Origin of the sequence: Rhodovulum marinum, assembly GCF_004343075.1 — a bacterium.
Taxonomy (GTDB): Bacteria; Pseudomonadota; Alphaproteobacteria; order Rhodobacterales; family Rhodobacteraceae; genus Rhodovulum; species Rhodovulum marinum.
Genome location: NZ_SLXP01000005.1, coordinates 193585 through 217677 on the forward strand (window position 1 = coordinate 193585; position 24093 = coordinate 217677).

24 protein-coding genes and 1 riboswitch are annotated in these 24093 nt (G+C 68.2%); of the genes, 10 read left to right on the top strand and 14 right to left on the bottom strand.

Translation table 11 applies throughout. The features are described 5' to 3' along the window. Nucleotides 1–3 precede the first annotated feature (3 nt). Nucleotides 4–52, bottom strand: a riboswitch (SAM-SAH riboswitch). Nucleotides 53–93: 41 nt separating this feature from the next. The 7 genes from lnt to miaB form a co-directional block, all read right to left on the bottom strand. Then, the gene (gene lnt, locus EV662_RS09940) at nt 94–1608 is read right to left on the bottom strand and encodes an apolipoprotein N-acyltransferase (protein ID WP_132462006.1); all 1515 of its coding nucleotides are present in this window, start codon (nt 1606–1608) and stop codon (nt 94–96) included. Nucleotides 1609–1612: 4 nt separating this feature from the next. Beyond that, nucleotides 1613–2503: a transporter associated domain-containing protein gene (locus EV662_RS09945; RefSeq protein WP_132462007.1), complete on the bottom strand. Its 891-nt coding sequence runs from the start codon at nt 2501–2503 to the stop codon at nt 1613–1615. A gap of 37 nt (nt 2504–2540) precedes the next feature. Next, nucleotides 2541–3041: an rRNA maturation RNase YbeY gene (ybeY, locus tag EV662_RS09950; RefSeq protein WP_132462008.1), complete on the bottom strand. Its 501-nt coding sequence runs from the start codon at nt 3039–3041 to the stop codon at nt 2541–2543. A gap of 170 nt (nt 3042–3211) precedes the next feature. Then, nucleotides 3212–3649, bottom strand: a complete 438-nt coding sequence (locus tag EV662_RS09955) for a GFA family protein (protein ID WP_132462009.1) — start codon at nt 3647–3649, stop codon at nt 3212–3214. A gap of 350 nt (nt 3650–3999) precedes the next feature. Then, nucleotides 4000–5016: a PhoH family protein gene (locus tag EV662_RS09960; protein WP_165915573.1), complete on the bottom strand. Its 1017-nt coding sequence runs from the start codon at nt 5014–5016 to the stop codon at nt 4000–4002. A gap of 159 nt (nt 5017–5175) precedes the next feature. Then, complete coding sequence (locus EV662_RS09965; RefSeq protein ID WP_132462011.1) at nt 5176–5649, bottom strand: NUDIX hydrolase; 474 nt, start codon at nt 5647–5649, stop codon at nt 5176–5178. A gap of 253 nt (nt 5650–5902) precedes the next feature. Then, complete coding sequence (miaB, locus tag EV662_RS09970) at nt 5903–7225, bottom strand: tRNA (N6-isopentenyl adenosine(37)-C2)-methylthiotransferase MiaB (RefSeq protein ID WP_132462012.1); 1323 nt, start codon at nt 7223–7225, stop codon at nt 5903–5905. 128 nt (nt 7226–7353) lie between these two features. On the opposite strand from miaB, the gene EV662_RS09975 reads away from it, so the two are divergent. After that, entirely contained in the window at nt 7354–8232 is an 879-nt protein-coding gene (locus tag EV662_RS09975; RefSeq protein WP_132462013.1) for a glycosyltransferase family protein, read from the top strand. 10 nt (nt 8233–8242) lie between these two features. After that, entirely contained in the window at nt 8243–8839 is a 597-nt protein-coding gene (locus EV662_RS09980; RefSeq protein ID WP_132462014.1) for a DUF2238 domain-containing protein, read from the top strand. A 6-nt stretch (nt 8840–8845) separates the two neighbouring features. Here EV662_RS09980 and irr read toward each other — a convergent pair whose 3' ends face one another. Then, nucleotides 8846–9289, bottom strand: coding sequence for a Fur family transcriptional regulator Irr (gene irr / locus EV662_RS09985; protein WP_132462015.1), 444 nt, complete (start codon nt 9287–9289; stop codon nt 8846–8848). Between the two features lie 154 nt (nt 9290–9443). Between irr and fabA the strand changes: the two genes are divergently transcribed. From fabA to EV662_RS10005, 4 genes are read left to right on the top strand one after another with little or no spacing between them, the layout of a single operon-like run. Further along, entirely contained in the window at nt 9444–9953 is a 510-nt protein-coding gene (gene fabA / locus EV662_RS09990) for a bifunctional 3-hydroxydecanoyl-ACP dehydratase/trans-2-decenoyl-ACP isomerase (RefSeq protein ID WP_132462016.1), read from the top strand. Nucleotides 9954–9994: 41 nt separating this feature from the next. Then, complete coding sequence (locus EV662_RS09995) at nt 9995–10471, top strand: YfbU family protein (RefSeq protein WP_243695821.1); 477 nt, start codon at nt 9995–9997, stop codon at nt 10469–10471. 1 nt (nt 10472) lies between these two features. Continuing rightward, nucleotides 10473–11702, top strand: a complete 1230-nt coding sequence (gene fabB / locus EV662_RS10000; RefSeq protein ID WP_132462018.1) for a beta-ketoacyl-ACP synthase I — start codon at nt 10473–10475, stop codon at nt 11700–11702. Nucleotides 11703–11708: 6 nt separating this feature from the next. Further along, on the top strand, nt 11709–12497 hold the full coding sequence (locus tag EV662_RS10005; RefSeq protein WP_132462019.1) for an enoyl-ACP reductase FabI: 789 nt from the start codon (nt 11709–11711) through the stop codon (nt 12495–12497). Nucleotides 12498–12530: 33 nt separating this feature from the next. On the opposite strand, the gene EV662_RS10010 is transcribed toward EV662_RS10005, so the two are convergent. From EV662_RS10010 to EV662_RS10025, 4 genes are all read right to left on the bottom strand, one after another. Further along, the gene (locus tag EV662_RS10010) at nt 12531–12986 is read right to left on the bottom strand and encodes a hypothetical protein (RefSeq protein WP_132462020.1); all 456 of its coding nucleotides are present in this window, start codon (nt 12984–12986) and stop codon (nt 12531–12533) included. A gap of 122 nt (nt 12987–13108) precedes the next feature. Further along, complete coding sequence (locus EV662_RS10015) at nt 13109–14059, bottom strand: 1-phosphofructokinase family hexose kinase (RefSeq protein ID WP_132462021.1); 951 nt, start codon at nt 14057–14059, stop codon at nt 13109–13111. A 273-nt stretch (nt 14060–14332) separates the two neighbouring features. After that, nucleotides 14333–15259, bottom strand: coding sequence for an MBL fold metallo-hydrolase (locus EV662_RS10020; RefSeq protein WP_132462022.1), 927 nt, complete (start codon nt 15257–15259; stop codon nt 14333–14335). 103 nt (nt 15260–15362) lie between these two features. Continuing rightward, nucleotides 15363–15773, bottom strand: coding sequence for a metallopeptidase family protein (locus EV662_RS10025; RefSeq protein WP_132462023.1), 411 nt, complete (start codon nt 15771–15773; stop codon nt 15363–15365). 81 nt (nt 15774–15854) lie between these two features. Between EV662_RS10025 and gltX the strand changes: the two genes are divergently transcribed. Beyond that, the gene (gene gltX, locus EV662_RS10030) at nt 15855–17174 is read left to right on the top strand and encodes a glutamate--tRNA ligase (protein ID WP_132462024.1); all 1320 of its coding nucleotides are present in this window, start codon (nt 15855–15857) and stop codon (nt 17172–17174) included. A 104-nt stretch (nt 17175–17278) separates the two neighbouring features. Here the strand turns inward: gltX and EV662_RS10035 are convergent, their stop codons facing one another. Then, on the bottom strand, nt 17279–18937 hold the full coding sequence (locus EV662_RS10035; RefSeq protein WP_132462025.1) for an NAD+ synthase: 1659 nt from the start codon (nt 18935–18937) through the stop codon (nt 17279–17281). Nucleotides 18938–19136: 199 nt separating this feature from the next. Here EV662_RS10035 and EV662_RS10040 point away from each other — a divergent pair, with 199 nt between their 5' ends. From EV662_RS10040 to EV662_RS10050, 3 genes are all read left to right on the top strand, one after another. Next, nucleotides 19137–20513, top strand: a complete 1377-nt coding sequence (locus tag EV662_RS10040; protein WP_132462067.1) for a 2-isopropylmalate synthase — start codon at nt 19137–19139, stop codon at nt 20511–20513. 148 nt (nt 20514–20661) lie between these two features. Further along, nucleotides 20662–21129: an NUDIX hydrolase gene (locus tag EV662_RS10045; protein ID WP_132462026.1), complete on the top strand. Its 468-nt coding sequence runs from the start codon at nt 20662–20664 to the stop codon at nt 21127–21129. Between the two features lie 53 nt (nt 21130–21182). Next, entirely contained in the window at nt 21183–22664 is a 1482-nt protein-coding gene (locus EV662_RS10050) for an inorganic phosphate transporter (protein ID WP_132462027.1), read from the top strand. 9 nt (nt 22665–22673) lie between these two features. On the opposite strand, the gene EV662_RS10055 is transcribed toward EV662_RS10050, so the two are convergent. Then, a complete protein-coding gene (locus EV662_RS10055) occupies nt 22674–23945 on the bottom strand; it encodes an NAD(P)/FAD-dependent oxidoreductase (protein WP_132462028.1) in 1272 nt (423 codons plus the stop codon). Between the last annotated feature and the right edge of the window lie 148 nt (nt 23946–24093).

Below are 24093 nucleotides of genomic sequence, written 5' to 3' on the forward strand. Positions count from 1 at the left end.
TAGCGCTCCGTTGTGAAATCCCCGCCACGCCAGGAAGCCGTTGTGGCGGTTCGACCGACCCCGCTTACGCCCGTGCCCGGGGGGAATCAATCGCTATTTCCGGCGCCGGGCTGCGACCAAGACGGCCAGTGCCGCCGCCAGCCCCAGCGCGCCCGGCCCGTCGCCCGTCCGCGCATAGACCGTGGGCGGCAGCGCGGCGGGCAGCGGCGCGGTCAGGTGGCCGGCGGTGTTCAGGGGCAGGCTGTGGGTGATCCGCCCGCGCGCGTCGATCACCGCCGAGACGCCCGTATTGGCCGCGCGCAGCAGCGGCAGCCCCTGTTCCACCGCCCTGAGCCGCGCCAGCGCGAGGTGCTGGAACGGCCCCGAGCGTTCGCCGAACCACGCGTCGTTGGTGATCTGCGCGATCCAGCGCGGCCGCCTGTCCACGCGCAAATCCTGCGGGAACACCGCCTCGTAGCAGATCAGCGGCAGCGCGGCGCCCAGCCGCGGCCCGAGATCCAGCACAACCGGCCCCGGCCCTGCAGCATAGCCAAAGCTGTCGCGCGCCGCCAGCCCGCGAAAACCCAGCCGCCCCAGCACCCCGCCGAAGGGGATGTATTCGCCGAAAGGGACCAGGTGGTGCTTGTCATAGAGATGCGTGACCGCGCCGCCCGGCCCCAGCACCGCGAGGCTGTTGAAGGTGCGCGGCCCCTCGCTGCGCTGGATGCCCAGCATCACCGGCACGCCGCCCGCCTGCTCGGCGATCAGGGCCGGCGCGCCGCCCGCGCGGTTCAACAGGTAGGGCACCGCGGTTTCGGGCCAGACGATCAGGTCGGGCGCGGGGTCGGACGGCGCGGCGGTGAAGGCCAGCTGGCGTTCCCAGAACACCGGGATCATGTCGCGGCGCCATTTCAGGTGCTGGGCGGCGTTGGGTTGCACCAGCCGGATCTGCGGCGGGTCGGGGTCGGCGGGCATCGGCGCGTCGAGCCTGAGCGCCCCCCACAGCCCCGTCCCGGTGACCAGCAGCGCGGCGAGGGTCGCACCCAGCGCCCGCCCCGGCCCGATGGGCAGGATCAGAGGCAGCGCGGCGGACAGCGTCGCCAGAAGCGTCAGCCCGGTCTGCCCGGTCAGCGCGGCCAGTTGCATCTGCGGCGCGCCGATCCAGATATGCCCCGGCAGCGCCCAGGGAAACCCCGTCAGCACGTAGCCGCGCGCCAGCTCCGCCGCCGGCAGCGCCAGCGCGAAGGCCAGCGCCCGGCCGCGCGGCCCGCGCCCGGCCCAGCCCGCGAACGCGCCCGCCGCCCCCCAGAACAGCGCAAGCCCCCCCGCCATGAACACCAGCGCGAAGGGCGCCATCCAGCCATGGGTGCGGATATCCACCAGGAAAGGTTCGACGATCCAGGACAGCGCCAGCGCGAACTGCCCCGCCCCGCCCGCCCAGGCCGCGAGCGCCGCCGCCCGCGGGCCCGGCGCGCGCGCCACCAGCCAGGTCAGCCCGGCCAGCCCCGCCAGCGCCACCGGCCACAGCCCGAAGGGCGTCTGGCCCAGCGCCACCAGCAGGCCCAGCCCGAAAGCGGCCACCGGCCTGCGCGCCAGCGCCTGCGGGAAACGGGGCAGGCGCGCGGTCATCGGGTCAGTTGGCCCCCGCGGCGGGCGCGCGCACGCGCAACCGCTTGATCCGCCGGGGGTCGGCGTCGATCACCTCGAACTCGGCGCCGGTTTCGTGGCGGATCACCTCGCCCCGCGTGGGCACCCGCCCGGTCATCATGAACACCAGCCCGCCCAGCGTGTCGACCTCTTCCTCGTCCTCGCCCTCGACCAGGCGCAGGCCGATCTCGGCCTCGAAGGCGTCGAGCGGCGCGCGCGCCTGGGCAAGGTAGACGCCGGGCTTTTCCACCGTCCACAGGGCGCCCTCGTCGACGTCGTGCTCGTCCTCGATCTCGCCCACGACCTGTTCGATCAGGTCCTCGATCGTCACCAGCCCGTCGACCCCGCCATATTCGTCGATCACCAGGGCCATGTGCATCCGCTGGCTTTGCATCTTCTGCAACAGCACGCCGATCGGCATCGAGGGGGGGGCGTACAGCAGCGGGCGCACCATCTCCTTGAGCACGAAGGGCGTGCCCTTGCCGTTGAAGCCGTGGCGCAGCGCGAAATCCTTGAGGTGGATCAGGCCCACCGGCGTGTCCAGCGTGCCGTCATAGACCGGAAGCCGCGTCAGCCCCGATTCGCGGAACACGCGCACCAGCTCGTCCTTGTCGATATCCAGCGGAACGGCCTCGATCTCGGCCTTGGGAACGGCCACGTCCTCGACCCGCAGCCGGCTGAGATTGCCGATGCCCAGGGGCAGTTGCGACCGCGCCGCGCCACTGGCGGCGCCCGCTTCGACGTCGTCATCGGACGAATCGCCTGTCGCGGGCATGAAGGCGGCCACGAACCGGCCCAGAATGCCCCGGTTCTCAAGTGTTTCGGTGTCTTGCGCGCCCTGCGCGGCGCTAGACGACCCGTCGGTCTCGTCGCCCATCAATCCTTACCAAAATGCGCGGGCACGGCGCCCGTGTTCAGCCATATGGGTCAGCCACCCCGAGTTTGGCAAGTAGTTCCACCTCGAGCGTCTCCATGCGGGCGGCATCTTGCGGACGGATGTGATCGTAACCCAACAGGTGCAGGCATCCATGTAGCACAAGATGGGTAACGTGGTCGTTAAGGGCGATGCCCTGCGCCGCGGCCTCGCGCGCGCAGGTGTCATAGGCGATGGCGATGTCGCCCAGTTCCAGCGCCATGCCGGGGGGCGGCGGCGTGGGGGTGCCGGGCGCGGCGCCGTCGGCCTCGGGGGCCAGGTCCTCGGCCGGCCAGGACAGCACGTTGGTGGCGGCGGGCTTGCCGCGGAACTCGGCGTTCAGCGTGGCGATGCGGGCATCGTCGCAGGCCAGCAGGCTGATCTCGCAGGTTTCGGGGTCCAGCCCGTGATGGGCAAGCGCGGCATCGCAGGCGGCCTCGGCCAGCGGGGCCAGCCCGGCCGCCTCCCAGCGGGTATCCTCGAACAGAATCTCGACACTCATGGGCCGGGGTCTAGCCGGGATCGGCGCCACGCGTAAGGGGGCGACGCGTCCAGAGGGGTCCGCGGGACCGAAGAATCCCGCGGACCCGGGTTCCGCGCCCGGGTCGCGTAGGCAGGCGACCCAAGGTCGGCAAGGGGTCGCGCGGAACCGTTCCTGGGGCGTCCCGGCGATCAGGACGCCTGGGGCCAGACGAAATCCGGGCGCAGCCCCTCGTGCACCGGGCGGCCGTCGGCCGGCTTGGGCACGCCGGTCTTGGGATCGTAGAAGGCGTGATAGGTCGCCGGCATCCCCGCGGGCGGATAGCCCATCAGGTTGGGCACAATCACCCGGATGCGGTGCTGCTTGTCGTCCAGCATGATCGGCGCGCCGCAGGTCTTGCAGGTGCACAGTTCCAGCGGGCCGTCGGGGTTTTCGCTGTTGAACGGCTGGCGGTTCATGTTGTGCTCGTTCACGCCGTGCAGGTCGCCATGCTTGAAGAACACCACATGGGTGGTGGGCTGGCCGGTGACGCGCTTGCAGACCGAACAGTGGCAGGTGTGGTTGTCGATCGGGTCGTGGTCGGACCAGGTGCGCACATGTTCGCAGCCCCCGACATATCTGTGAGACATCGCTTTTCTCCCTCGCGCGGGCGGCGGGCCGCCGCCCGGTGGCCCGGGCTCCTCCTGCCCGGGATGGCCAAAGATACGCCCGGGATGACCGAACCGTCGATCTGGACTTTGGTCTGCGGTGAGGCGGAGGCGATCGCTCTTCTGCCGAAAACCAGACCACCCGGCGCCGGATACCGGCCCATTCGATATGGCGCGCGCGGTCGCGCAGGGGAAACCCCCGCCTGCCTTCTACTGGCTCCAAGTATCCCGGGGGTCCGGGGGCGGCGCCCCCGGCTGGTCGCCTTGGCGCAGCCAAGGCGAAACCCGAATGACCGGCACCGCCCCTGCTGCCGCGCCCGTCCCGCCCGCGCCTAGCTCTGTGCCCCGTCGGCGTCGTAGGCCTCGATGATCTTCGCCACCAGCGGATGGCGCACGACATCCTTGGAGGTGAAATAGTTGAACGAGATCTTCTCGATCCCGGTCAGCAGGCGCTCGGCATCGGCCAGCCCGCTGGCCACGCCGCGCGGCAGGTCGACCTGGGACCGGTCGCCGGTGATCACCATGCGCGAGCCTTCGCCGAGGCGGGTCAGGAACATCTTCATCTGCATGGTGGTGGCGTTCTGTGCCTCGTCCAGCACCACGAAGGCATTGGCCAGCGTCCGGCCCCGCATGAACGCCAGCGGCGCGATCTCGATGCGCTTTTCCTCGATCAGCTTGGCGACCTGCTTGCCCGGCAGGAAATCGTTCAGCGCGTCGTAAAGCGGCTGCATGTAGGGATCGACCTTGTCCTTCATGTCGCCGGGCAGGAAGCCCAGGCGTTCGCCCGCCTCGACCGCGGGGCGGGACAGGATGATCCGGTCGACATGGCCGCCGATGAACATGTTCACCGCGACCGCGACCGCGAGATAGGTCTTGCCGGTGCCCGCGGGCCCGATGCCGAAGGCCAGCTCGTTTTCGTAAAGCGCGCGGACATAGGCCTTTTGCGCCTCGGTGCGGGGTTCGATCAGCTTCTTGCGGGTGTGGATTTCGACGCGCCCGCCCTGGAACATCTCCAGCTGGTCGCCCGGGTGGCTGCCGGTGCCGTCGCCGGAATCGCCCAGCCGGATCGCGCCGTCGATATCGCCCGCATCCACGCCCTTGCCGGACTCGAGCCGGCCGTAAAGCTGTTGCAGCACCACCGCGGCCTGGCCCCGCGCCGCGCCCTCGCCCACCACGGCCAGCAGGTTGCCCCGGCGCAGGATGTGAACGCCCAGCTTGTGTTCGATCTGCGCGAGATTTCGGTCGAATTCACCGCAGAGGTCGATCAGCAGGCGATTGTCGGGGAATTCGAGACGGGTCTCGTGAACGGTGTCCGAGTCCGTGGGCGGGGTCAGGGCACTGATTCCCAAGAACGACTCCCTTCGTTCATGCTCGCACAGATATGGTGCCAACCGGTCCTTGAAACCGCAAGCAATAGCTGCGCGGTTTTCGCGAATTGATACAAAATTCACCCGCGCCGTCCCCGGCGGGGCCATCGCGCGGGCAGGCCCGGCACGCGCGCCCCCGTCTCAGGCGCCCTTTTTCAGGGCGCGCAGTTCGGGCTGTTTGCGGGGCTTGTCGGCCAGCCGGCGCAGCAGCGCGGCCAGGTCGGGTTCGTCCACGCGGCGGGCGGCGGCACGCGCCTTGAACCAGCGCCGCTTGCGCGCGCGCCGCTCTTTCCAGTCGCGTTTCAGCCGGTCGACCAGCATCGGGAACACCACCACCTCGCAGGGCACCGAGGTGCCGTCATCCAGCAGCTTGTCATAGCGGTAGGTGCCGATCGGGTCGGTGCCGACCTGGCCCACGGCGCCGGCCTCTTCCAGGGCCTCGATGCGGGCGGTTTCCCACGGGCGGTCGGCGTCGATGCGCCAGCCCTTGGGCATGACCCAGCGCCCCGTCCCGCGCGAGGTGACCATCAGCACCCTTAGCGCGCCCTTGCCGTCCCATTGCACCGGCAAGGCCGCGATCTGCGCGCCGGTCTTGCCGTTCCCGTTTCCTGCCATGTCCGCCCTGCCCGCCCGGCACCCGCCGGGGTTTTCGTTCGCCTCATGCCGCGTCGCGCCCGTCCGTCCCCCCGGACGTGGCATGCGGCCCGACGTGGAGGGGTACGCGGGATTTTCAAGAGAGCACGCCGCGGCCGGCGCCATGAGACGGCGAAATTCCTTGCAATCGGTTAAAATTGTCCCGTTTCCGGCGCAAAACGCGGGCCGCGGGGCGGTTTCGCCCGCGCGGGCGGCGCCGGATGCAGACCCCGCCTCAGGTGGCGAGGCGGCCGGCCAGAGAATTCGGCGCCGCGGCGATGATCTCGACGGGTGCGATCCGGCCCAGCCAGTCGGTGCCCGCCTCGACATGGACGGCCTGCAAGTGGTCGGACTTGCCCACCACCTGGCCCGGCATGCGGCCCGGTTTCTCGAACAAGACGCCCACGGTGCGGCCGACCATGGCGCGCTGCGCCTCTTCCTGCTGGGCGTTCAACAGGGCCTGAAGCCGGGCGAGGCGGTCGGATTTCACGTCCTCGTCGACCTGGTCACGCTCGGCCGCGGGGGTGCCGGGGCGGGGCGAATACTTGAAGGAATAGCACTGGCCGTAGCCGACGGCGCGCACCAGCGCGAGGGTGTCCTCGAAATCGGCATCAGTTTCGCCGGGAAAGCCCACGATGAAATCGCCCGACAGCAGGATGTCGGGCCGGGCGGCGCGGATGCGTTCGATCAGGCGCAGGTATTGCTCGGCCGTATGTTTCCGGTTCATCGCCTTGAGGATGCGGTCGGACCCCGACTGCACCGGCAGGTGCAGGTAGGGCATCAGTTCCGGGCAATCGCCATGGGCGGCGATCAGGTCGTCTTCCATGTCGTTGGGGTGCGATGTGGTATAGCGCAGCCGGTCCAGCCCGTCGATCTTCGCCAGTTCCCGGATCAGGCGCGCCAGGCCCCAGGTGCCGTCCGGCCCCGCGCCATGATAGGCGTTGACGTTCTGGCCCAGGAGCGTGAGTTCCCGCACGCCCCGGTCCACCAGCTCGCGCGCCTCGTCCAGGATGCGGGCGGCGGGGCGCGAGACCTCGGCGCCGCGGGTATAGGGCACCACGCAGAAGGCGCAGAACTTGTCGCAGCCTTCCTGCACGGTCAGGAACGCGGTGGGGCCGCGGCTGGCCTTGGGGCGGCCGCCCAGCCGGTCGAACTTGTCCTCTTCGGGGAAATCGGTATCCAGCGCCTTTTCGCCGCTCCGGGCCCTGGCCTCCATCTCGGGGAGGCGGTGATAGCTTTGCGGGCCGACCACCAGGTCGACCAGCGGCTGGCGGCGCAGGATTTCCGCGCCCTCGGCCTGGGCGACGCAGCCCGCCACGCCGATCTTGAGGTCCGGGTTCGCGGATTTCAGCCCCTTGAGGCGCCCCAGTTCCGAATAGACCTTTTCGGCGGCCTTTTCGCGGATGTGGCAGGTGTTCAGCAGGATCATGTCGGCGGTTTCGGGCGTGTCGGTGGTGACGTAACCCGACGCGCCCAGGGCCTCGGCCATGCGCTCGCTGTCATAGACGTTCATCTGACAGCCATAGGTCTTGATGAAAAGCTTCTTGGGGGTGGTCATGGCGCGGTTCCCGGGGCTGGTCTGAGCCGGGTTCCTACACGAAACCCGCCCTGCCCCGCAACGCTTGCATCGGGGGCGGGATTGTCGGACGCTGCGGGCCAACGACAAGGGGCAGCAGGGGCAAACCCATGGCGCCAGAGCGGTATGACGGCCTGGACGATTTCCTGAAACGCGGGCGCGGGGCGCTGGCGCAGGGGCCCGTCGCGCTGATCTTCGTCGAGGACCTGGCCGAGATCGACAGCACCGTGGCCCACCACGCCGGGCTGGGCTTTGCCGCGATCGTGCTGTTCACCCCCGACGGGGTGGAGCTGGACGCCGAAACCGCCGCCCGCGTCCACCGGGTGCGGCTGGACACGCTGGGCGACGGCGCCGTGCCCGCCGCCGTCAACCGGGTGATCGCGGCCGCGCCGGGGCTGTGGCTGTATTACTGCTATAACGCCGAATACCTGTTCTTCCCCTTCTGCGAGACGCGGACCGTGGGCGAGATGCTGGCCTTTCACGCCGAGGAACGCCGCGACGCGATGCTGACCTATGTGGTCGACCTGTACGCGGGCGACCTGGAACGGTTCCCCGACGCGGTTTCGCGCGAGACGGCAATGATCGACCGGTCGGGCTATTACGCGCTGGCGCGTCCCGACCCGGCCAACCATGGCCACCCCAAGGAACGGCAACTGGATTTCCACGGCGGGCTGCGCTGGCGGTTCGAGGAACATATCCCCAAGGACCGCCGCAGGATCGACCGGATCGGGCTGTTCCGGGCCAGGCGCGGGCTGCACCTGCTGGAAGAGCACCTGTTCGACGACGAGGAATACAACACCTATGCCTGCCCCTGGCACCACAACCTGACGGCGGCGATCTGTTCGTTCCGCACCGCCAAGGCGCTGAAGACGAACGCGGGGTCGACCTTCGACATCGCGGATTTCAGGTGGCGCGGCTCGGTGCCGTTCGCGTGGTCATCGCAGCAATTGCTGGATCTCGGGCTGATGGAGCCCGGGCAATGGTTCTGAGGAGACGGGCATGAGCATCAAGCGCGCGGAATGGGCGGTTTTCTTTTTCACCATGGCCTATATCGCGGGCTTCGCGGCCTGGTTCTTTTCGAACGGGAATTACGAGTTCGTCTGGTACGTCGCCACGATGCTGGCGATGATCACGCTGGTGGCGCGGGGCCTGCGCAAGGCCGAGTTCCCGACGGGGCTTCTCTGGGCGCTCAGCCTGTGGGGGCTGGCGCATATGGCGGGGGGCGGCGTGCCGGTGGGCGATAGCGTGCTGTATTCCTGGGTGATCTGGCCGCTGGTCGGCAGCGGCGAGATGACGATCCTGAAATACGACCAGGTGGTGCATGCCTATGGGTTCGGCGTGACGGCCTGGCTGTTGTGGCACCTGATGGTGCGCCATTTTCCCGGCACCGCGGACAGCTGGACCGCGCTGACCTATCCGGCCTTCGGGGCAATGGGGCTGGGCGCGCTGAACGAGATCATCGAATTCATCGCGGTGCTGGTGTTCCCCGATACCAATGTCGGGGGCTATTACAACACCGCGCTGGACCTGGTGTTCAACGCGGCGGGCGCGATCATCGCCGTGACGATGATCGCGCTCTCGCGGCGGTTCAGGTAGGCCGGGTCAGGAGACCTTGCGCAGCCGGATGACCACGTCGACCTTGGAAATCTCGGCGCCTTCCGGGGCCTCCGGCAGGCGAGAGATCTCGACCGAGCCATGGGGGGCGTCGGTCAGGTGGCCTTCGTCTTCCCAGAAGAAATGGGCGTGGTCGTCGACGCGCGTGTCGAAATAGCTCTTGGTGCCGTCGACCATGACTTCCTGCATCAGGCCCGCGTCGCAGAAGGCCCGAAGCGTGTTGTAGACCGTCGCAAGCGACACCTTTTCGCCGGTCGCGCAGGAGGCGGCGTAAAGGGTTTCTGCCGTGACGTGACGATCCTGCCCGTCGCCGATCAGAAGGGCGGCGAGGCTGACGCGCTGGCGCGTCGGGCGCAAGCCGGCCTTGGACAGCCAGCGGCTGCTGCGGTCGACCGCGTCCGGGTGGGTGGGATTATCATTGAGCTGTGCCATGCGTACTATATGGTCATCCGAGTTTCAGAATTCAAATGATTCCGACTTGCAGCGGCGCTTTGGCGCGGCAACCGGGCACTATTGCCACTCGCTGAGGGCGGGTGTTACAGGGGGCGGGACGCGAGAAACGCCGCAGGCAGGGGGCCAGGCCCGCATGACCGACTACCCGACGAGCTTTGACCGGGACGACCTTTTGAAATGCGCACGGGGCGAACTGTTCGGCCCCGGCAACGCGCAATTGCCCGAACCGCCGATGCTGATGATGGACCGGATCACCGACATCAGCGCCGATGGCGGCCCGCATGGCAAGGGCCACGTGGTGGCCGAATTCGACATTCACCCCGACCTGTGGTTCTTTTCGTGCCACTTCCCCGGCAACCCGATCATGCCGGGCTGCCTGGGCCTGGACGGGCTGTGGCAGCTGACCGGGTTCAACCTGGGCTGGCGCGGCTGGCCGGGGCGCGGCTATGCGCTGGGCGTGGGCGAGGTGAAGCTGACCGGCATGGTGCGGCCCGACCGCAAGATGCTGACCTATCACGTGGATTTCACCAAGGCCGTGCAGACCCGCCGGCTGACCATGGGCGTCGCCGATGGCCGGGTCGAGGCCGATGGCGAAACCATCTACCAGGTGCGCGACATGAAGGTCGCCCTGTCCGAAAGCTGACGAGGGAAACAATGCGAAAATTGTCGAACTTTGAGAAGCTTATGGTCCTCTTGACCGCGAGCCAAAAAAAGGAGGGCTACTGGGTTGACATCGATCTCGTAGCCGAACTGGTAGCGTATGGAGACGAATGGGCTCTTTCGTGGAAGTACCAATGGTTCGATGAAGAAGACCACCCCAAAGACCCTATCGTTTCAGAAACCGTCAAGATTTTCGAGATGATGCGGCATGCCAAGAACAGCGCCGAAGAACTCGGGAAGCCGGAGTTGTTCAACGACCTCTATTTCGATGGCTTCGATGGGAACAACGACGAACATCACGGAATAGCGCAAGTGCTGGTCAACAAATTGGACCGTTTTACGGACATCCCCAATGCGGCCAGCAACTCCCACTCGGCAGGCTCACTTCCCCGATACCGGGCAATGCTTAAACGATACGCGCCGATCAAAGAAGAACTTTTGGCTGGCGCTCAATACAAACTGATGAGTGAAGAGCAACTCAAGATACTAGCGGGAGAATAACATGCGCCGCGTCGTCATCACGGGGCTGGGCATCGTCTCGCCCATCGGCAACACGGTGGCCGAGGTCGAGGCATCCCTGCGGGCCGGCCGGTCCGGCATCCGCTTTGAACCGGCCTATGCCGAGAACGGGTTCCGCAGCCAGGTCGCGGGGATCCCGCAGATCGACCTGGAAGCGTTGATCGACAAGCGCCAGCTGCGGTTCATGGGGCCGGGCGCGGCCTACAACTTCATCGCCATGGACCAGGCGATCAAGGATTCCGGGCTGGAAGACAGCGACGTGTCGAACGAGCGCACCGGCCTGATCATGGGGTCCGGCGGGCCGTCGACCTCGAACTTCTTCACCGCGCACCAGATCGTCAAGGAAAAGGGCAGCCCGAAACGGATGGGCCCGTTCATGGTGACGCGCTGCATGTCGTCGACGAACTCGGCCTGCCTGGCCACGCCGTTCAAGATCAAGGGCGTGAACTACTCGATCACCTCGGCCTGTTCCACGTCGGCCCATTGCATCGGCAACGGCGTCGAACTGATCCAGATGGGCAAGCAGGACATCGTGTTCGCCGGCGGCGGCGAAGAGGTGGACTGGACGCTGTCCTGCCTGTTCGACGCGATGAACGCGCTGTCGTCGAAATACAACGACACGCCCGAGACCGCCTCGCGGCCCTTCGACGCCACGCGCGACGGGTTCGTGATCGCGGGCGGCGGCGGCACCGTCGTGCTGGAGGAACTGGAACACGCCAAGGCGCGCGGCGCCAAGATCTATGCCGAGGTGACGGGCTATGGCGCCACGTCCGACGGCTATGACATGGTGGCCCCTGCGGGCGAGGGCGGCGAGCGGTCGATGAAACTGGCGCTGTCGACCCTGCCCGAGGGCCGCAAGATCGACTATATCAACGCCCACGGCACCTCGACCGTGGCGGGCGACGCGACCGAGATCAAGGCCGTGCGCAACGTCTTCGGCGAGGGGAACGTGCCGCCCATCGCCTCGACCAAGTCGCTGACCGGGCATTCGCTGGGCGCGACCGGCGTGCACGAGGCGATCTATTCGCTGATCATGATGGACAAGGGGTTCATCGCGGCCTCGGCCAACATCACCCAGTTGGACCCCGAGATCCACGAGGGCGAGATCGTCACCGAACTGCGCGAGGGCGTCGAGATCGACAGCGTGCTGTCCAACAGCTTTGGCTTTGGCGGCACCAATGCCTCGCTGGTGATGAGCAAGTATCAGGGGTAAGCGCCGATGCCTGAACTGATGAAGGGAAAGCGCGGGCTGGTCATGGGCGTCGCCAATGACCGGTCGATCGCCTGGGGCATCGCCAAGGCGCTGGCCGACGAGGGCGCGGAGCTGGCCTTTTCCTACCAGGGCGAGAATTTCGGCAAGCGGGTGGAACCGCTGGCCGCCAGCGTGGGGTCGTCCTTCCTTGTCGACGTGGACGTGACCGACGACGCCTCGCTGGACCGTTGTTTCGGGCGGCTGGAACAGGAATGGGGCAGCCTCGATTTCGTGGTCCACGCCATCGCCTATTCCGACAAGACCGAGCTGACCGGCCGGTTCATCAACACCACGCGCGAGAACTTCAAGAACAGCCTCGCGATCTCGTGCTATTCGCTGATCGACGTGGCGCGGCGCGCGCAGCCGCTGATGCCCAATGGCGGCACGATCCTGACCCTGACCTACCAGGGGTCGAACAGGGTGACGCCGTTCTACAACGTGATGGGCGTGGCCAAGGCGGCGCTGGAATCCACCGTGCGTTACCTTGCATCCGACCTGGGCCCCGAGGGCATTCGCGTCAACGCCATTTCCCCCGGCCCGATGAAGACGCTGGCCGGGGCGGCCATCGCCGGCGGGCGCAAGACCTATCGCCATACCGAGATGAACGCGCCGCTGCGCCAGAACGCGACGCTGGAATGCATCGGGGGGACGGCGGTCTACCTGGCGTCCGATCACGGGGCCTGCACCACGGGCGAGATCATCACCGTGGACGGCGGTTATCACGTGCTGGGCATGCCCCGGTTCGAGAACATCTGAGGGCGGCGGGCGCCGGCGGAACAAGCGGCCCGATCAGGGAAACGTGTGCCGCGGCGCCCGGCCCGTACGCTGCTGCCAGTGGCGAAAGGCGCGGGCCTCGACATCGAGGGCGGTCTTCAGGCCCGCCGCTTCGAACCGGGTGACATGGTCCCGCAGCGCCGCGGGGGCCAGTTGCCATTTCCGGGCCACCTGGCGCAGAAGGCTGTCCTCGTCGATGTCAAAGCCCCGCTCCCTGACCCAGCCGACGACGCGACAGTAATTCGCCGCGGCGGCATCGCACCGGACACGCTCGGGCGTCAGCGCGTCCAGCGCCGCCCCGCGCTTCAGCTTGGGCGCGTTTTCAAGCGCACCGGACAACCACGCGGCCATCGCGATGCGGGTCCGCCTGGAAACCGGGTCTTCGTGCAACAGCAGCGCGACAAGGTCCGAAGGTTCGCCGCATACCGCACGCCAAACCTCGACCGGATCGGCGAAGTCGTATTCGTGCATGTGGTCTCCCTCAAAGGCACGGCCATCTTGTCGCATATTGGCCCGTCGCGCAATCGACCGCGATCAAGGCCCCGCCCCGGCCAAGCCCGCGGCATCGCGATGATCGCCCGCCCCGGCCCGCCTCAGGCCAGCCGGGTCACCGGGCAGCGGTCGAACAACGCCTCGGTATCCTCGCGGGTGCACAGCGCCGTGGCATCGGTCATCACCGCCGCGCTGGCCGCTGCCGCGCCCCATTGCAGCGCCACGGCCAGGTCGTCGCCGCGCCCCAGCGCCAGCGCGAAGGCGCCCAGGAAACTGTCGCCCGCGCCCACCTTGGAGCGCACCGGCACCCGTGCCGCCTCGGCATGCAGCCGCAGCCCGTCCGCGGCCAGGACCGACCCGTCCCCGCCGCGCGCCACCACCACCACCGAGGCCACCCCCCGCGCCACCAGTTCGGCCGCGAAATCCGCGCTTTCGGTGCGGCCGTCCAGCCGCCGCCCCGACAGCGCCCGCGCCTCGCTCCGGTCCATCCGCAACAGGAAGGGCGGGCTGTCGGTGCCCTCGGCCAGCCGGGTCAGCGCCGGGCCCGAGGTGTCGACGATCAGCCGCGCGCCGCGCTTGGCCAGCTTGTAGCCGATGCAGCAGGCGATATCGTCGGGCAGGCCCTTGGGCACGCTGCCCGACAGCACGACATAGCCGTTCTCGGGCACCGCGGTGGTGATCGCCGCCAGGATCGCCTTGAGGCCCGCGGCGTTCCAGATCGGGCCCGGCAGCACGAAACGGTATTGTTCGCCCGTGGCATCATCGGTCACCGCCAGGCTCAGCCGCGTCTCGCCCGGGGCCTGCAGCGGGATCAGCCGGATGCCCTCGTGCTCCAGAAGCGCCTTGAGCTTGTCGCCGTTATGCCCGCCCAGCGCGACCAGCGCGCGGCTTTCCCCGCCCAGCAGGCGGATCGCGCGGGCGACGTTGATCCCGCCGCCGCCCGGGTCGGTCACCGCCGGGGCACAGCGCAGCTTCTCCCCCGGCACGACATGGGCGACCGAGGTCGACAGGTCCACGGTGGGGTTCAGCGTGACGGTCAGGATATCGTTCATGGGCGGCGGCGGCTCTGCTTTTTCGGGTCGCCGGAGAGTGACACCCCAGGCCGCAGAGGCCAAGCCCGTACGGGGTCGCATGCCCGGAACGGCGGCCCGGCGCCGGATGGCCGCCACGCCGGGCACGGCGCGCAGGCACGGGGCCAGTACCACGGCAACGGGCCGGGGGCGTCAGCCCCCGGCCCCGGTCGCCTTGGCGAAGCCAGGGCGAAACCTCTTTCCCGCCGCGCACCGGCACGGGAAACGCCGCCCGCGCCCGCCGGGACAGCGGCCTCAGCCCAGCATCATCTGATAGCTGGCCGGCACATAGTGGAACCCCTCGCCCCGCGTCTCGACGAAGCCGTAGCCCGGGAACGGCATGTGATAGCCGATGAAGGGGATCTTGTCGGCGGCCATCATGTCCAGCATGCGCCGGCGCGTGGCCGCGGCGGCCGCCTTGTCGCGGTCATACAGCACCTCCCAGTCGGGATGGGCCAGCGACCAAACATAATGGTTGGCGAAATCCGCGCCGATCACCAGCGCCTTGCCCTCGCTTTCCAGCATATAGGCCATGTGGCCGGGCGTATGCCCGAAGGCGGCCATCGCGGTGACGCCCGAGGCGACCGTGCCGCCATCCTCGACGAAGGTCGTCTTCTCGGCCAGCGGGCGCATCTTGGCCTCGAAGGTCTCGTTTCCCGACATGTCCCAGGCATCGAACTCGGCCGCGCCGGTGTAATAGGCGGCCCCCGCAAAGGTTTCGCCCGCCTCGCCCGACAGCCCGCCGACATGGTCGCCATGCATGTGCGTGATGACCACCTTGTCGATCTGGTCGGGCGCATAGCCGGCCGCGGCCAGCGCGGCGGTGGTGCCCTCGGGCGACAGCCCGGCGTCGAACAGGATCAGCTCGGCCCCGGTGTTCACCACCGTCGGCGTGAAGAAGAACTGCGCCTTGTCGGTGGGGATCATGTTGGCGGCCGAAACCTCGGCAAAGCGGTCGGGTTCGACATTCAGGCCGAAGATCTTCTGCGGCTCCTCGACGGTACGGGTGCCGGCCAGAAGCGTCGTCACCTCGAAACCGCCAAGCTGGAATCGATTGAATTGCGGCATCGCCGCGCCCAGCATCGGCGCGGCGGCCCGCGCGGTGCCCGCGGTCGCCGCCGCCAGCGGCAGGGCGGCGCCCGCCATCAGCGCCTGGCGGCGGGTAAGGCTCGTGCGTGTCATCGGGGATCTCCCTGGTTGTTCCCAGGGGGAAACATAGCCGCAAACGCGCGGCTTTCCACCGGGCGGCCAGGATCTGCGGTGCGGATGCACAGCGCCTGTGCGCCTATTCCCACCAGCGGTCGATCGCGGCGATATCGTCGTCGGACCAGCCGAAATGATGCGCGAATTCATGCACCAGCACATGCGCGACCAGCGCCGGCAGCGGCACCTCCTCGCGCTCGACCCATTCGTCCAGGATCGGCCGGCGGAACAGCCAGATCGTGTCGGGGCGGTCGGGCTGGTCCATCACCGATTTCTCGGTCAGCGGGATGCCGTCGTAAAGCCCGGTCAGCTCGAACGCATCGTCGATCCCCATCTCGGCGAGGATGTCGTCAGGGGCGAAATCCTCGACCCGGATCGCGACGGCGCGGGCCGGCGCCCGGAACGGGTCGGGCAGCGCCTCGCGCGCCTCGTGGGCAAGTGCCGCGATCTCGTCGAGGCTGGGGGGCGTGGTCAGGGGGCGAAGATCGGTCATCCGGGGTCTCGGTCGCTTTGCCCCTCATATGGACAAAACCGCCCGTCTGTGAAAGAGCGTCGCGCGAACTAGGAGAGTGCCATGACCACCGTCACCCGCTTTGCCCCCTCGCCCACCGGCTATCTGCATGTCGGCAACCTGCGCACGGCGCTGTTCAACTTCCTGATCGCCCGGAAAACGGGGGGCACCTTCATCCTGCGGCTGGACGATACCGACCCGGAACGCTCGAAACAGGAATATGCCGACGCGATCATGGCCGACCTGGAATGGCTTGGCCTGACCTGGGACCGGGTGGAACGGCAATCCGCACGGCTCGACCGCTATCACGCCGCCGCCGACGCGCTGCGCGACGCGGGCCGGTTCTACGAATGTTTCGAGACGCCCACCGAACTGGACCTCAAGCGCAAGAAACAGCTGAACATGGGCAAACCCCCGGTCTATGACCGCGCCGCACTTGCGCTATCGGACGCGGACAAGGCCCGGCTGCGCGCCGAACGGCCGGGGCACTGGCGCTTCCTGCTGAACCAGGAGCGGATCGAGTGGACCGACGGCATCCTCGGCGACATCTCGATCGACGCGGCCAGCGTGTCGGACCCGGTGCTGATCCGGGGCGACGGGCAGGTGCTCTACACGCTGGCCTCGGTGGTGGACGACACCGAGATGGGCGTGACCCATATCGTGCGCGGCTCGGACCACGTGACCAACACCGCGACCCAGATCCAGATCATCGAGGCGCTGGGCGGCGGCGTGCCGGCCTTCGCGCACCATTCCCTGCTGACCGGCCCGCAGGGCGAGGCGCTGTCGAAACGCCTGGGCACGCTGTCCTTGCGCGACCTGCGCGCCCGCGGGGTGGAACCGCTCGCCCTGTTGTCGCTGATGGCGCGGCTGGGGTCGTCCCAGCCGGTCGAGCTGGCCGAAAGCATCGACCAGCTGGCCGAGGGGTTCGACCTGGCACAGTTCGGCGCGGCCCCCACCAAGTTCGACGAGAACGACCTGTTCCCGCTGACCGCGCGGCACCTGCACAGCCTGCCCTTCGCCGCGGTGCAGGACGAGATCGCCGCGCTGGGCGTGCCGTCCGACATGGCCGAACGCTTCTGGACCGTGGTACGCGAGAATATCGGCACCCGCGCCGAGATCGCGGACTGGTGGGCGCTCTGCCGCGATGGCGCGACGCCGGTCGTCGACGCGGAGGACCGCGATTTCATCGCCCAGGCGCTGGCACTGCTGGGCGAGCCGCCCTATGACGCCGACACTTGGGCCGCCTGGACCGCGGCGGTCAAGGACAAGACAGGGCGCAAGGGCAAGGGGCTGTTCATGCCGCTGCGCAAGGCCGTGACGGGCCGTGCCAGGGGGCCCGAGCTGGCCGACCTCATGCCGCTTCTGCAGAAAAAGCCGGGCTGAGGCCCACCGCCGCACCGCCCCTGTCTTCTTCTGGCCCCAAGTATCCCGGGGGAGTCGCCCCTCCGGGGCGACGGGGGCAGCGCCCCCTGCCCGGCCAGCCGCCCCTAGCTGTCGTCGCGCCAGCGGTTGACGATGGGATAGCGGCGGTCCAGCCAGAACGCGCGCGGGGTCAGGCGCGGGCCCGGGGCGGACTGGAAGCGCTTGTATTCGCTGATATAGACTAGGTGTTCGACGCGCTTGACCACCTCGCGGTCAAAGCCCTGCGCCACCAGGTCCGCCACCGATTTCTCGTCGTCGATCAGCCCCTGCAGGATCCGGTCCAGCACGTCATAGGGCGGCAGGCTGTCCTCGTCCTTCTGGTCTTCGCGGAGTTCCGCCGAGGGCGGCTTGTCGATCACGCGGGGCGGCATCACCTCGCCCGCGGGGCCCTTCATCCAGGGCCGGTGATTGGCATTGCGCCAGCGGCAGGTCTCGAACACCCGGGTCTTGTACAGGTCCTTCAGGGGGTTATACCCGCCCGACATGTCGCCGTAGATGGTGGCATAGCCCACCGCCACCTCGGACTTGTTGCCGGTGGTCAACAGCATCTCGCCGAACTTGTTCGACAGCGCCATCAGGATCAGCCCGCGCAACCGGGACTGGATGTTCTCCTCGGTCACGTCCGGCGCGGTGCCCGCGAACAGCGGCGCCAGCGCCTCGGTCACCGCGGCGCGGGGGCCGGCGATCGGCACCTCGTCCAGCCGGCAGCCCAGCGCGCGGGCCACCGCCGCGGCATCCTCCAGCGAGTGGGCCGAGGTGTATTCGGAGGGCAGCATCACGCAGCGCACGTTCTCGGGCCCGATCGCGTCGGCGGCGATGGCGGCCACCAGCGCGGAATCGACACCGCCCGACAGCCCCAGCACCACCTTGGAAAACCCGCTCTTGCCCAGGTAATCGGCCAGCCCCGTCACCATCACCCGGTAATCCTGTTCCCAAGGATCCGGGTGGGGCACGCAGGCGCCGGTCTCGGCGCGCCAGCCCTGGGGCGTGCGGGTGAAATCGACATGCACGATCTCTTCGTCGAAGACGGGCATCTTGACGGCCAGCTGCCCGCCGGGGTTCAGCACGAAACTGCCGCCGTCGAACACCTGGTCGTCCTGCCCGCCCACGAGGTTGAGATAGACCAGCGGCAGCCCGGTCTCGACCACGCGGGCGACCATGTGCGACAGCCGCACGTCGAACTTGTCGCGGAAATAGGGCGACCCGTTCGGCACCAGCAGGATCTCGGCCCTGGTCTCGGCCAGGGCCTCGGCCACGTCCTCGTACCAGGCATCCTCGCAGACCGGCGTGCCGATGCGCAGCGGCCCCACCGAATAGGGCCCGTTGATCGGCCCGCTGTCATAGACGCGGCGTTCGTCGAAGACGCCGTCATTGGGCAGGTGGTGCTTGAAGATGCGGGCGGTGACCGCGCCGTTCTGGCAGACATACCAGGCGTTATAAAGGTGCCCGTGCGCGGCATAGGGCGCGCCGATGCCCAGCGCGGGCCCCTGCGCGCAGTCGCGGGCCAGCGCCTCGACATGGGCCATAGCGTCGGCGGTGAAGGCGGGCTTCATCACCAGGTCCTGCACCTGGTAGCCGGTCAGGAACATCTCGGGCAGCGCCACCATGTCGGCGCCCGCGCGGCGCCCCTCGTCCCAGGCGGCGCGCGCCTTTGCCGCATTCGCGGCAAGCGCCCCGGTGGTGGGGTTCAACTGCGCCAAGCTTAGGCGGAACCGATCTGCCATGGGCATCCCCGTCTCGTCGTCACCGCGTCTTAGCAGACTGACGCGCAAGTGAAAGCCGACATCTGGCGAAAACCGTTGTAAGCCCGGCGCGGCTCAATTACGGTTTGGGCGCTTTCAGGGGAACCGGGGCGCGGCAGAGGGGGCTCAGGTGCACAAGGCTGGCAAGGCAATCGCACATCTGGCGGTGGCGGGCGTCCTGATGGGCGCGGCGCCGGGCTTCGCGCAGGACGGGGGCGATGTCGTCACCCGCCAGTACGAGGACGGCGGCATCTACGAAGGCACCTTCAAGGACGGCAAGCAGCATGGCCGCGGCACCTACCGGCTGCCCAACGGGTACGAGTATACCGGCGAATGGGTCGACGGCCGGATCGAGGGCGAGGGCATCGCCCGGCTGGTCAACGGGTCGGTCTACGAGGGCGAATTCCTGGACGGCAAGCCGCATGGCCTGGGCAAGATCACCTTTGCCGATGGCGGCACCTACGAGGGCGAGTGGGAGGACGGCAAGATCACCGGCACCGGGGTCGCCGTCTATGCCAACGGGGTCCGCTACGAGGGCGAGTTCCGCAATGCCGTCCACCATGGCGTGGGCACGATGACCAGCCCGAACGGCTATGTCTACGAGGGCACCTGGGTCAACGGCGTCAAGGACGGCAAGGGCAAGATCACCTATCCCGGCGGGCGCGTCTACGAAGGCGAGATGATGCAGAACCAGCGCGCCGGAAAGGGCACGCTGACCACGCCCGAGGGGCTGACCTATGCCGGCGCCTGGAAAGATGGCGAGATGAACGGCCTGGGCACCCTGACCCAGCCCAATGGCGACATCTACGAGGGGCTGTTCGTCAACGGCGAACGGCATGGCACGGGCAAGGTCACCTATGCCAATGGCGATGTCTACGAGGGCGAGTACCGGAACGACAAGCGCCACGGCAAGGGCAACTTCGTGGGCACCGACGGCTATCGCTATGAGGGTGACTGGGTCGCGGGCCGGATCGAGGGGATGGGAACGCTGACCTATCCCGACGGGTCGGTCTATGTCGGCCAGTTCCGCGACGACCTGCCCGACGGCCAGGGCAAGGTGACCTATGCGGACGGTTCGACCTATGAAGGCACGTGGAAGGCCGGCGTGATCGAGGGCGAGGGCAAGGCGACCTTTCCCAATGGCCTGGTCTACGAGGGCCAGTTCAAGGACGCCGCCTATGACGGCCAGGGCACGATGACCCACGAGGGCGGCTATACCTATTCCGGCGCATGGCAGAACGGGCTGCGCCACGGCGAGGGCACCGCGACCTATGCCGACGGCTCGGTCTATTCGGGCAGCTTCGTCAAGGGCCAGCGCGAGGGCCAGGGCACGATCACCATGCCCGACGGGTTCAGCTATACCGGCGGCTGGAAGGCGGGCAAGTTCGACGGCCCGGGCACCGCGACCTATGCCAATGGCGACACCTACGAAGGCATGTTCGCCATGGGCAAGTACGAGGGCGAAGGCGTGATGCGCTATTCCGATGGCGAGGTGCGCGCGGGCACCTGGCGCAACGGCGTGCTGACCACCGGCGCCGAGGCCGCCGCGACCGAGTAACCCGCCGCCGCAGGGGCGGCGTGGCTGCCCCCCCTTGGCGCCCCCGGCATGGCGCGCGGCGGGGCCACATCGCGCCACGGCGGCCTTGCGCAGGTGCCGGGTTCGGTGATACCAGCCGCTTTTTGAATGCTGTTGCACCGGGCACGCGATGCTGAAACAGGTCTGGACCACGCTGATCCTGCCGCTTCTGGGGCGCCCGTCGCGATTCCAGGTGGCGGCCCTGTGCTATCGCAAGACCGGTGGCGCGCCGGAAATCCTGCTGATCACCTCGCGCGAGACGCATCGCTGGATCCTGCCCAAGGGCTGGCCCAAGGCGGGCTATGACGCCTCGGGCATGGCCGCCGAAGAGGCCTGGGAAGAGGCCGGGGTGAAACCCCGCCACGTCTCGCCCACGCCGATCGGCCAGTACCGCTATGACAAGCGGCTGAAGGGCGGCGTGCCGGTGGCCACCGATGTCAACGTGTTCGCCATCGAGGTCGAGGCGCTGGAGGACCATTTCCCCGAGATGGCCGAGCGCGAGCGCCGCTGGATGAGCCCCGCCGAGGCCGCCGAGGCGGTGGACGAACCCGAGTTGAAGGCGTTGCTGCGCAAGCTTCCCGCAGAGCTTTCCGCATGAGGCGCCGGGCGCCCGCAATCCCCCGCTGACAAGCCCAGGAGGCCCGCGCCCCCGTGACCGACACAGACAAGACCCACCAGTGGCGCACGCTGGACAAGGACCTCAACCGCCTGTCGCGGGTGGAATACGCCACCATGCATGTCGCGCGCCCGCTGGTGGGCGTCGGCGTGTCGCTGGCCTTCATCGTGCTGGCCGCGCTGCTGGCGATGGTGCTAACCCAGCACAGCCCGGGGTCGCTTTTCATCGTCGCGGCGGCCGGGTTCGGGGCCTACATGGCGCTGAACATCGGGGCGAACGACGTCGCCAACAACATGGGCCCGGCGGTCGGCGCCAATGCCCTGTCGATGGCCGGCGCCATCGCCATCGCCGCGATCTTCGAAAGCGCGGGCGCGCTGATCGCGGGGGGCGACGTGGTCTCGACCATCTCGAAGGGGATCATCGCCCCCGAAAGCGTGCCCGATGCCGGGGTCTTTACCTGGGCGATGATGGCGGCGCTTTTGTCGGCGGCGATCTGGGTGAACATCGCCACCTGGCTGTCGGCGCCGGTTTCGACCACGCATTCGGTGGTGGGCGGCGTTCTGGGCGCGGGCGTCGCGGCGGCGGGTGTTTCGGCGGTGAACTGGCCGACGATGGGCGCGATCGCGGCCAGCTGGGTGATCTCGCCGCTGTTGGGCGGGCTGATCGCGGCCGCCGTTCTGGCCTTCATCAAGTGGCGGGTGATCTATGTCGAGGACAAGATCGCGGCGGCGCGCACCTGGGTGCCGGCGCTGATCGGGCTGATGGCGGCGGCCTTCGCGGCCTACCTGGCGCTGAAGGGGCTGAAACGGGTGGTCGATATCGACCTGGCCCACGCCCTGGGGATCGGCGCGGGCGTTGGGCTGGCGGCCTGGCTGGTGGCGATCCCGGCGATCCGGCGCCAGTCGCGCGGGATGGAGAACCGCAACAAGTCGCTGAAGGCGCTGTTCGGCGTGCCGCTGGTGATCTCGGCGGCGCTTTTGTCCTTTGCCCACGGGGCGAACGACGTGGCCAACGCCGTGGGGCCGCTGGCGGCCATCGTGCACGCGCAGGAATTCGGCGCGGTGGCGGGCAAGGTGGCGATCCCCGCCTGGGTGATGGTGATCGGGGCCTTCGGCATCTCGTTCGGGCTGGTGCTGTTCGGGCCCAAGCTGATCCGCATGGTGGGCAGCCAGATCACCAAGCTGAACCCGATGCGCGCCTATTGCGTGGCGCTGTCGGCGGCGATCACGGTGATCGTGGCGTCCTGGCTGGGGCTGCCGGTCAGTTCCACCCATATCGCGGTGGGCGGCGTGTTCGGCGTGGGGTTCTTCCGCGAATGGCACGCGGAACGGCGCGCGCGCACGATCAACCTGAACCGCCCGCCGGCCAAGCGCCTGCCCGCCGAGGAACGGCGCCGGCGCAAGCTGGTGCGCCGGTCGCATTTCATGACCATCGTGGCGGCCTGGGTGATCACCGTTCCGGCGGCGGCCCTGATCTCGGGCGGGATGTTCCTGGCGATCCGCGCGGTTCTGGGCTGATGCCCGGCCTCAGGCCTTGATCTTGGTGATCTTCAGCGTCTTCATGATGAATTTCTCGTAGAACGGCTCGCTGACGCCGGTGCGCACCTTGCGCATGAAATACCATTCGAAGGCCAGCTTGGCCCAATGCACCCAGCGCCCCTTGGACGTCCAGGCGACGTTGCGCGGCGGGTTCTGCGGCATCGCCAGGAACGCCGCGCCGCGGTCGCCGAAATCGGCCAGGCACAGCGCGTTCCAGGTGGGCTGCTCGATCGGCGCGGCCCCCGCGATCACCCGCGGCAGGTTGTGCGCCGTCGCGGTCACCATGCTTTCGATCATGAACCCGGTCTTTGGCACGCCGGTCGGCACCGGGGTGGCCACGGGCGGCGCGATGGCGATGCAGACCCCGATGGCGAAGATGTTCGGATAGGCCGGGTTGCGCTGGTATTCGTCGGTCAGGATGAACCCGCGCGGGTTCACCAGCCCCTCGATCCCCCGCACCGCCGGGATGCCGCGGAAGGCGGGCAGCATCATCGCGTATTTGAACGGTTCCTCGCGGGTCTTCTTGGGCTTTCCGTCGTCGTCATGCTCGGTAAAGAAGACGCGGTTTTCCTCGAACCGGTCGACCTTGGCATTGGTGACCCAGCGGATATCGCGTTCGCGCAAGAGCGACTCCAGCATCCCCTTGGTGTCGCCCACACCGCCCAGGCCCAGGTGGCCGATATAGGGTTCCGAGGTGACGAAGGTCATCGGCACCTTGTCGCGGATGCGCCGCTTGCGCAGGTCAGTGTCGATGGTCAGCGCGTATTCATAGGCCGGGCCAAAGCAGGACGCCCCCTGCACCGCGCCCACCACGATCGGCCCCGGATTGGCGCAAAAGCTCTCCCACTTGTCGCCAGAGGCGGCCGCGTCCTCGATATGACAGACCGAATGGGTATACGCCTTCGGCCCGAACCCCTCGATCTCGTCAAAGGCGAGATCGGGCCCGGTGGCGATCACCAGATAGTCGTAGGTGACGCTTTCCCCGCTTTCCAGTTCGATCCGGTTTTCCGCGGGGTACAGCCGTTTCGCCCCGTCGCAGACGAACCCGATGCCGCGACGCTTCATCACCGGGGCAAGGTCGACGGTGATCTCGTCCTTGCTGCGCCAGCCGACCCCGGCCCAGGGGTTCGAGGGGGTGAACTGGAAATAGGGCTTGTTCGAGATGACCGTGATCCGGTCGTCGGGCCCCAGCGTTTCCTTCAGCTCATAGGCCTGAAGCGTGCCGCCCAGCCCCGCGCCCAGAACAACCACATGCGCCATCGGTCTTTCCTCCGCGTTGGGCGGCAGCGGATTCGCAGATTGCCCGGGAATCGGGCAGGCCGCCCTGAACATATTCAAAATTCAGAATGGACCCGGAACGCGGATTCTCAAAGTCCTATTTCTGCGACATATGTTTTTCACGCGCAGG

Coding starts and splice junctions, on each gene's coding strand:
- lnt (WP_132462006.1), bottom strand. CDS start 1,608: ATGACCGCGCGCCTGCCCCGTTTCCCGCAGGCGCTGGCGCGCAGGCCG.
- EV662_RS09945 (WP_132462007.1), bottom strand. CDS start 2,503: ATGGGCGACGAGACCGACGGGTCGTCTAGCGCCGCGCAGGGCGCGCAA.
- ybeY (WP_132462008.1), bottom strand. CDS start 3,041: ATGAGTGTCGAGATTCTGTTCGAGGATACCCGCTGGGAGGCGGCCGGG.
- EV662_RS09955 (WP_132462009.1), bottom strand. CDS start 3,649: ATGTCTCACAGATATGTCGGGGGCTGCGAACATGTGCGCACCTGGTCC.
- EV662_RS09965 (WP_132462011.1), bottom strand. CDS start 5,649: ATGGCAGGAAACGGGAACGGCAAGACCGGCGCGCAGATCGCGGCCTTG.
- miaB (WP_132462012.1), bottom strand. CDS start 7,225: ATGACCACCCCCAAGAAGCTTTTCATCAAGACCTATGGCTGTCAGATG.
- EV662_RS09975 (WP_132462013.1), top strand. CDS start 7,354: ATGGCGCCAGAGCGGTATGACGGCCTGGACGATTTCCTGAAACGCGGG.
- EV662_RS09980 (WP_132462014.1), top strand. CDS start 8,243: ATGAGCATCAAGCGCGCGGAATGGGCGGTTTTCTTTTTCACCATGGCC.
- irr (WP_132462015.1), bottom strand. CDS start 9,289: ATGGCACAGCTCAATGATAATCCCACCCACCCGGACGCGGTCGACCGC.
- fabA (WP_132462016.1), top strand. CDS start 9,444: ATGACCGACTACCCGACGAGCTTTGACCGGGACGACCTTTTGAAATGC.
- EV662_RS09995 (WP_243695821.1), top strand. CDS start 9,995: ATGGTCCTCTTGACCGCGAGCCAAAAAAAGGAGGGCTACTGGGTTGAC.
- fabB (WP_132462018.1), top strand. CDS start 10,473: ATGCGCCGCGTCGTCATCACGGGGCTGGGCATCGTCTCGCCCATCGGC.
- EV662_RS10005 (WP_132462019.1), top strand. CDS start 11,709: ATGCCTGAACTGATGAAGGGAAAGCGCGGGCTGGTCATGGGCGTCGCC.
- EV662_RS10010 (WP_132462020.1), bottom strand. CDS start 12,986: ATGCACGAATACGACTTCGCCGATCCGGTCGAGGTTTGGCGTGCGGTA.
- EV662_RS10015 (WP_132462021.1), bottom strand. CDS start 14,059: ATGAACGATATCCTGACCGTCACGCTGAACCCCACCGTGGACCTGTCG.
- EV662_RS10020 (WP_132462022.1), bottom strand. CDS start 15,259: ATGACACGCACGAGCCTTACCCGCCGCCAGGCGCTGATGGCGGGCGCC.
- EV662_RS10025 (WP_132462023.1), bottom strand. CDS start 15,773: ATGACCGATCTTCGCCCCCTGACCACGCCCCCCAGCCTCGACGAGATC.
- gltX (WP_132462024.1), top strand. CDS start 15,855: ATGACCACCGTCACCCGCTTTGCCCCCTCGCCCACCGGCTATCTGCAT.
- EV662_RS10035 (WP_132462025.1), bottom strand. CDS start 18,937: ATGGCAGATCGGTTCCGCCTAAGCTTGGCGCAGTTGAACCCCACCACC.
- EV662_RS10040 (WP_132462067.1), top strand. CDS start 19,137: ATGGGCGCGGCGCCGGGCTTCGCGCAGGACGGGGGCGATGTCGTCACC.
- EV662_RS10045 (WP_132462026.1), top strand. CDS start 20,662: ATGCTGAAACAGGTCTGGACCACGCTGATCCTGCCGCTTCTGGGGCGC.
- EV662_RS10055 (WP_132462028.1), bottom strand. CDS start 23,945: ATGGCGCATGTGGTTGTTCTGGGCGCGGGGCTGGGCGGCACGCTTCAG.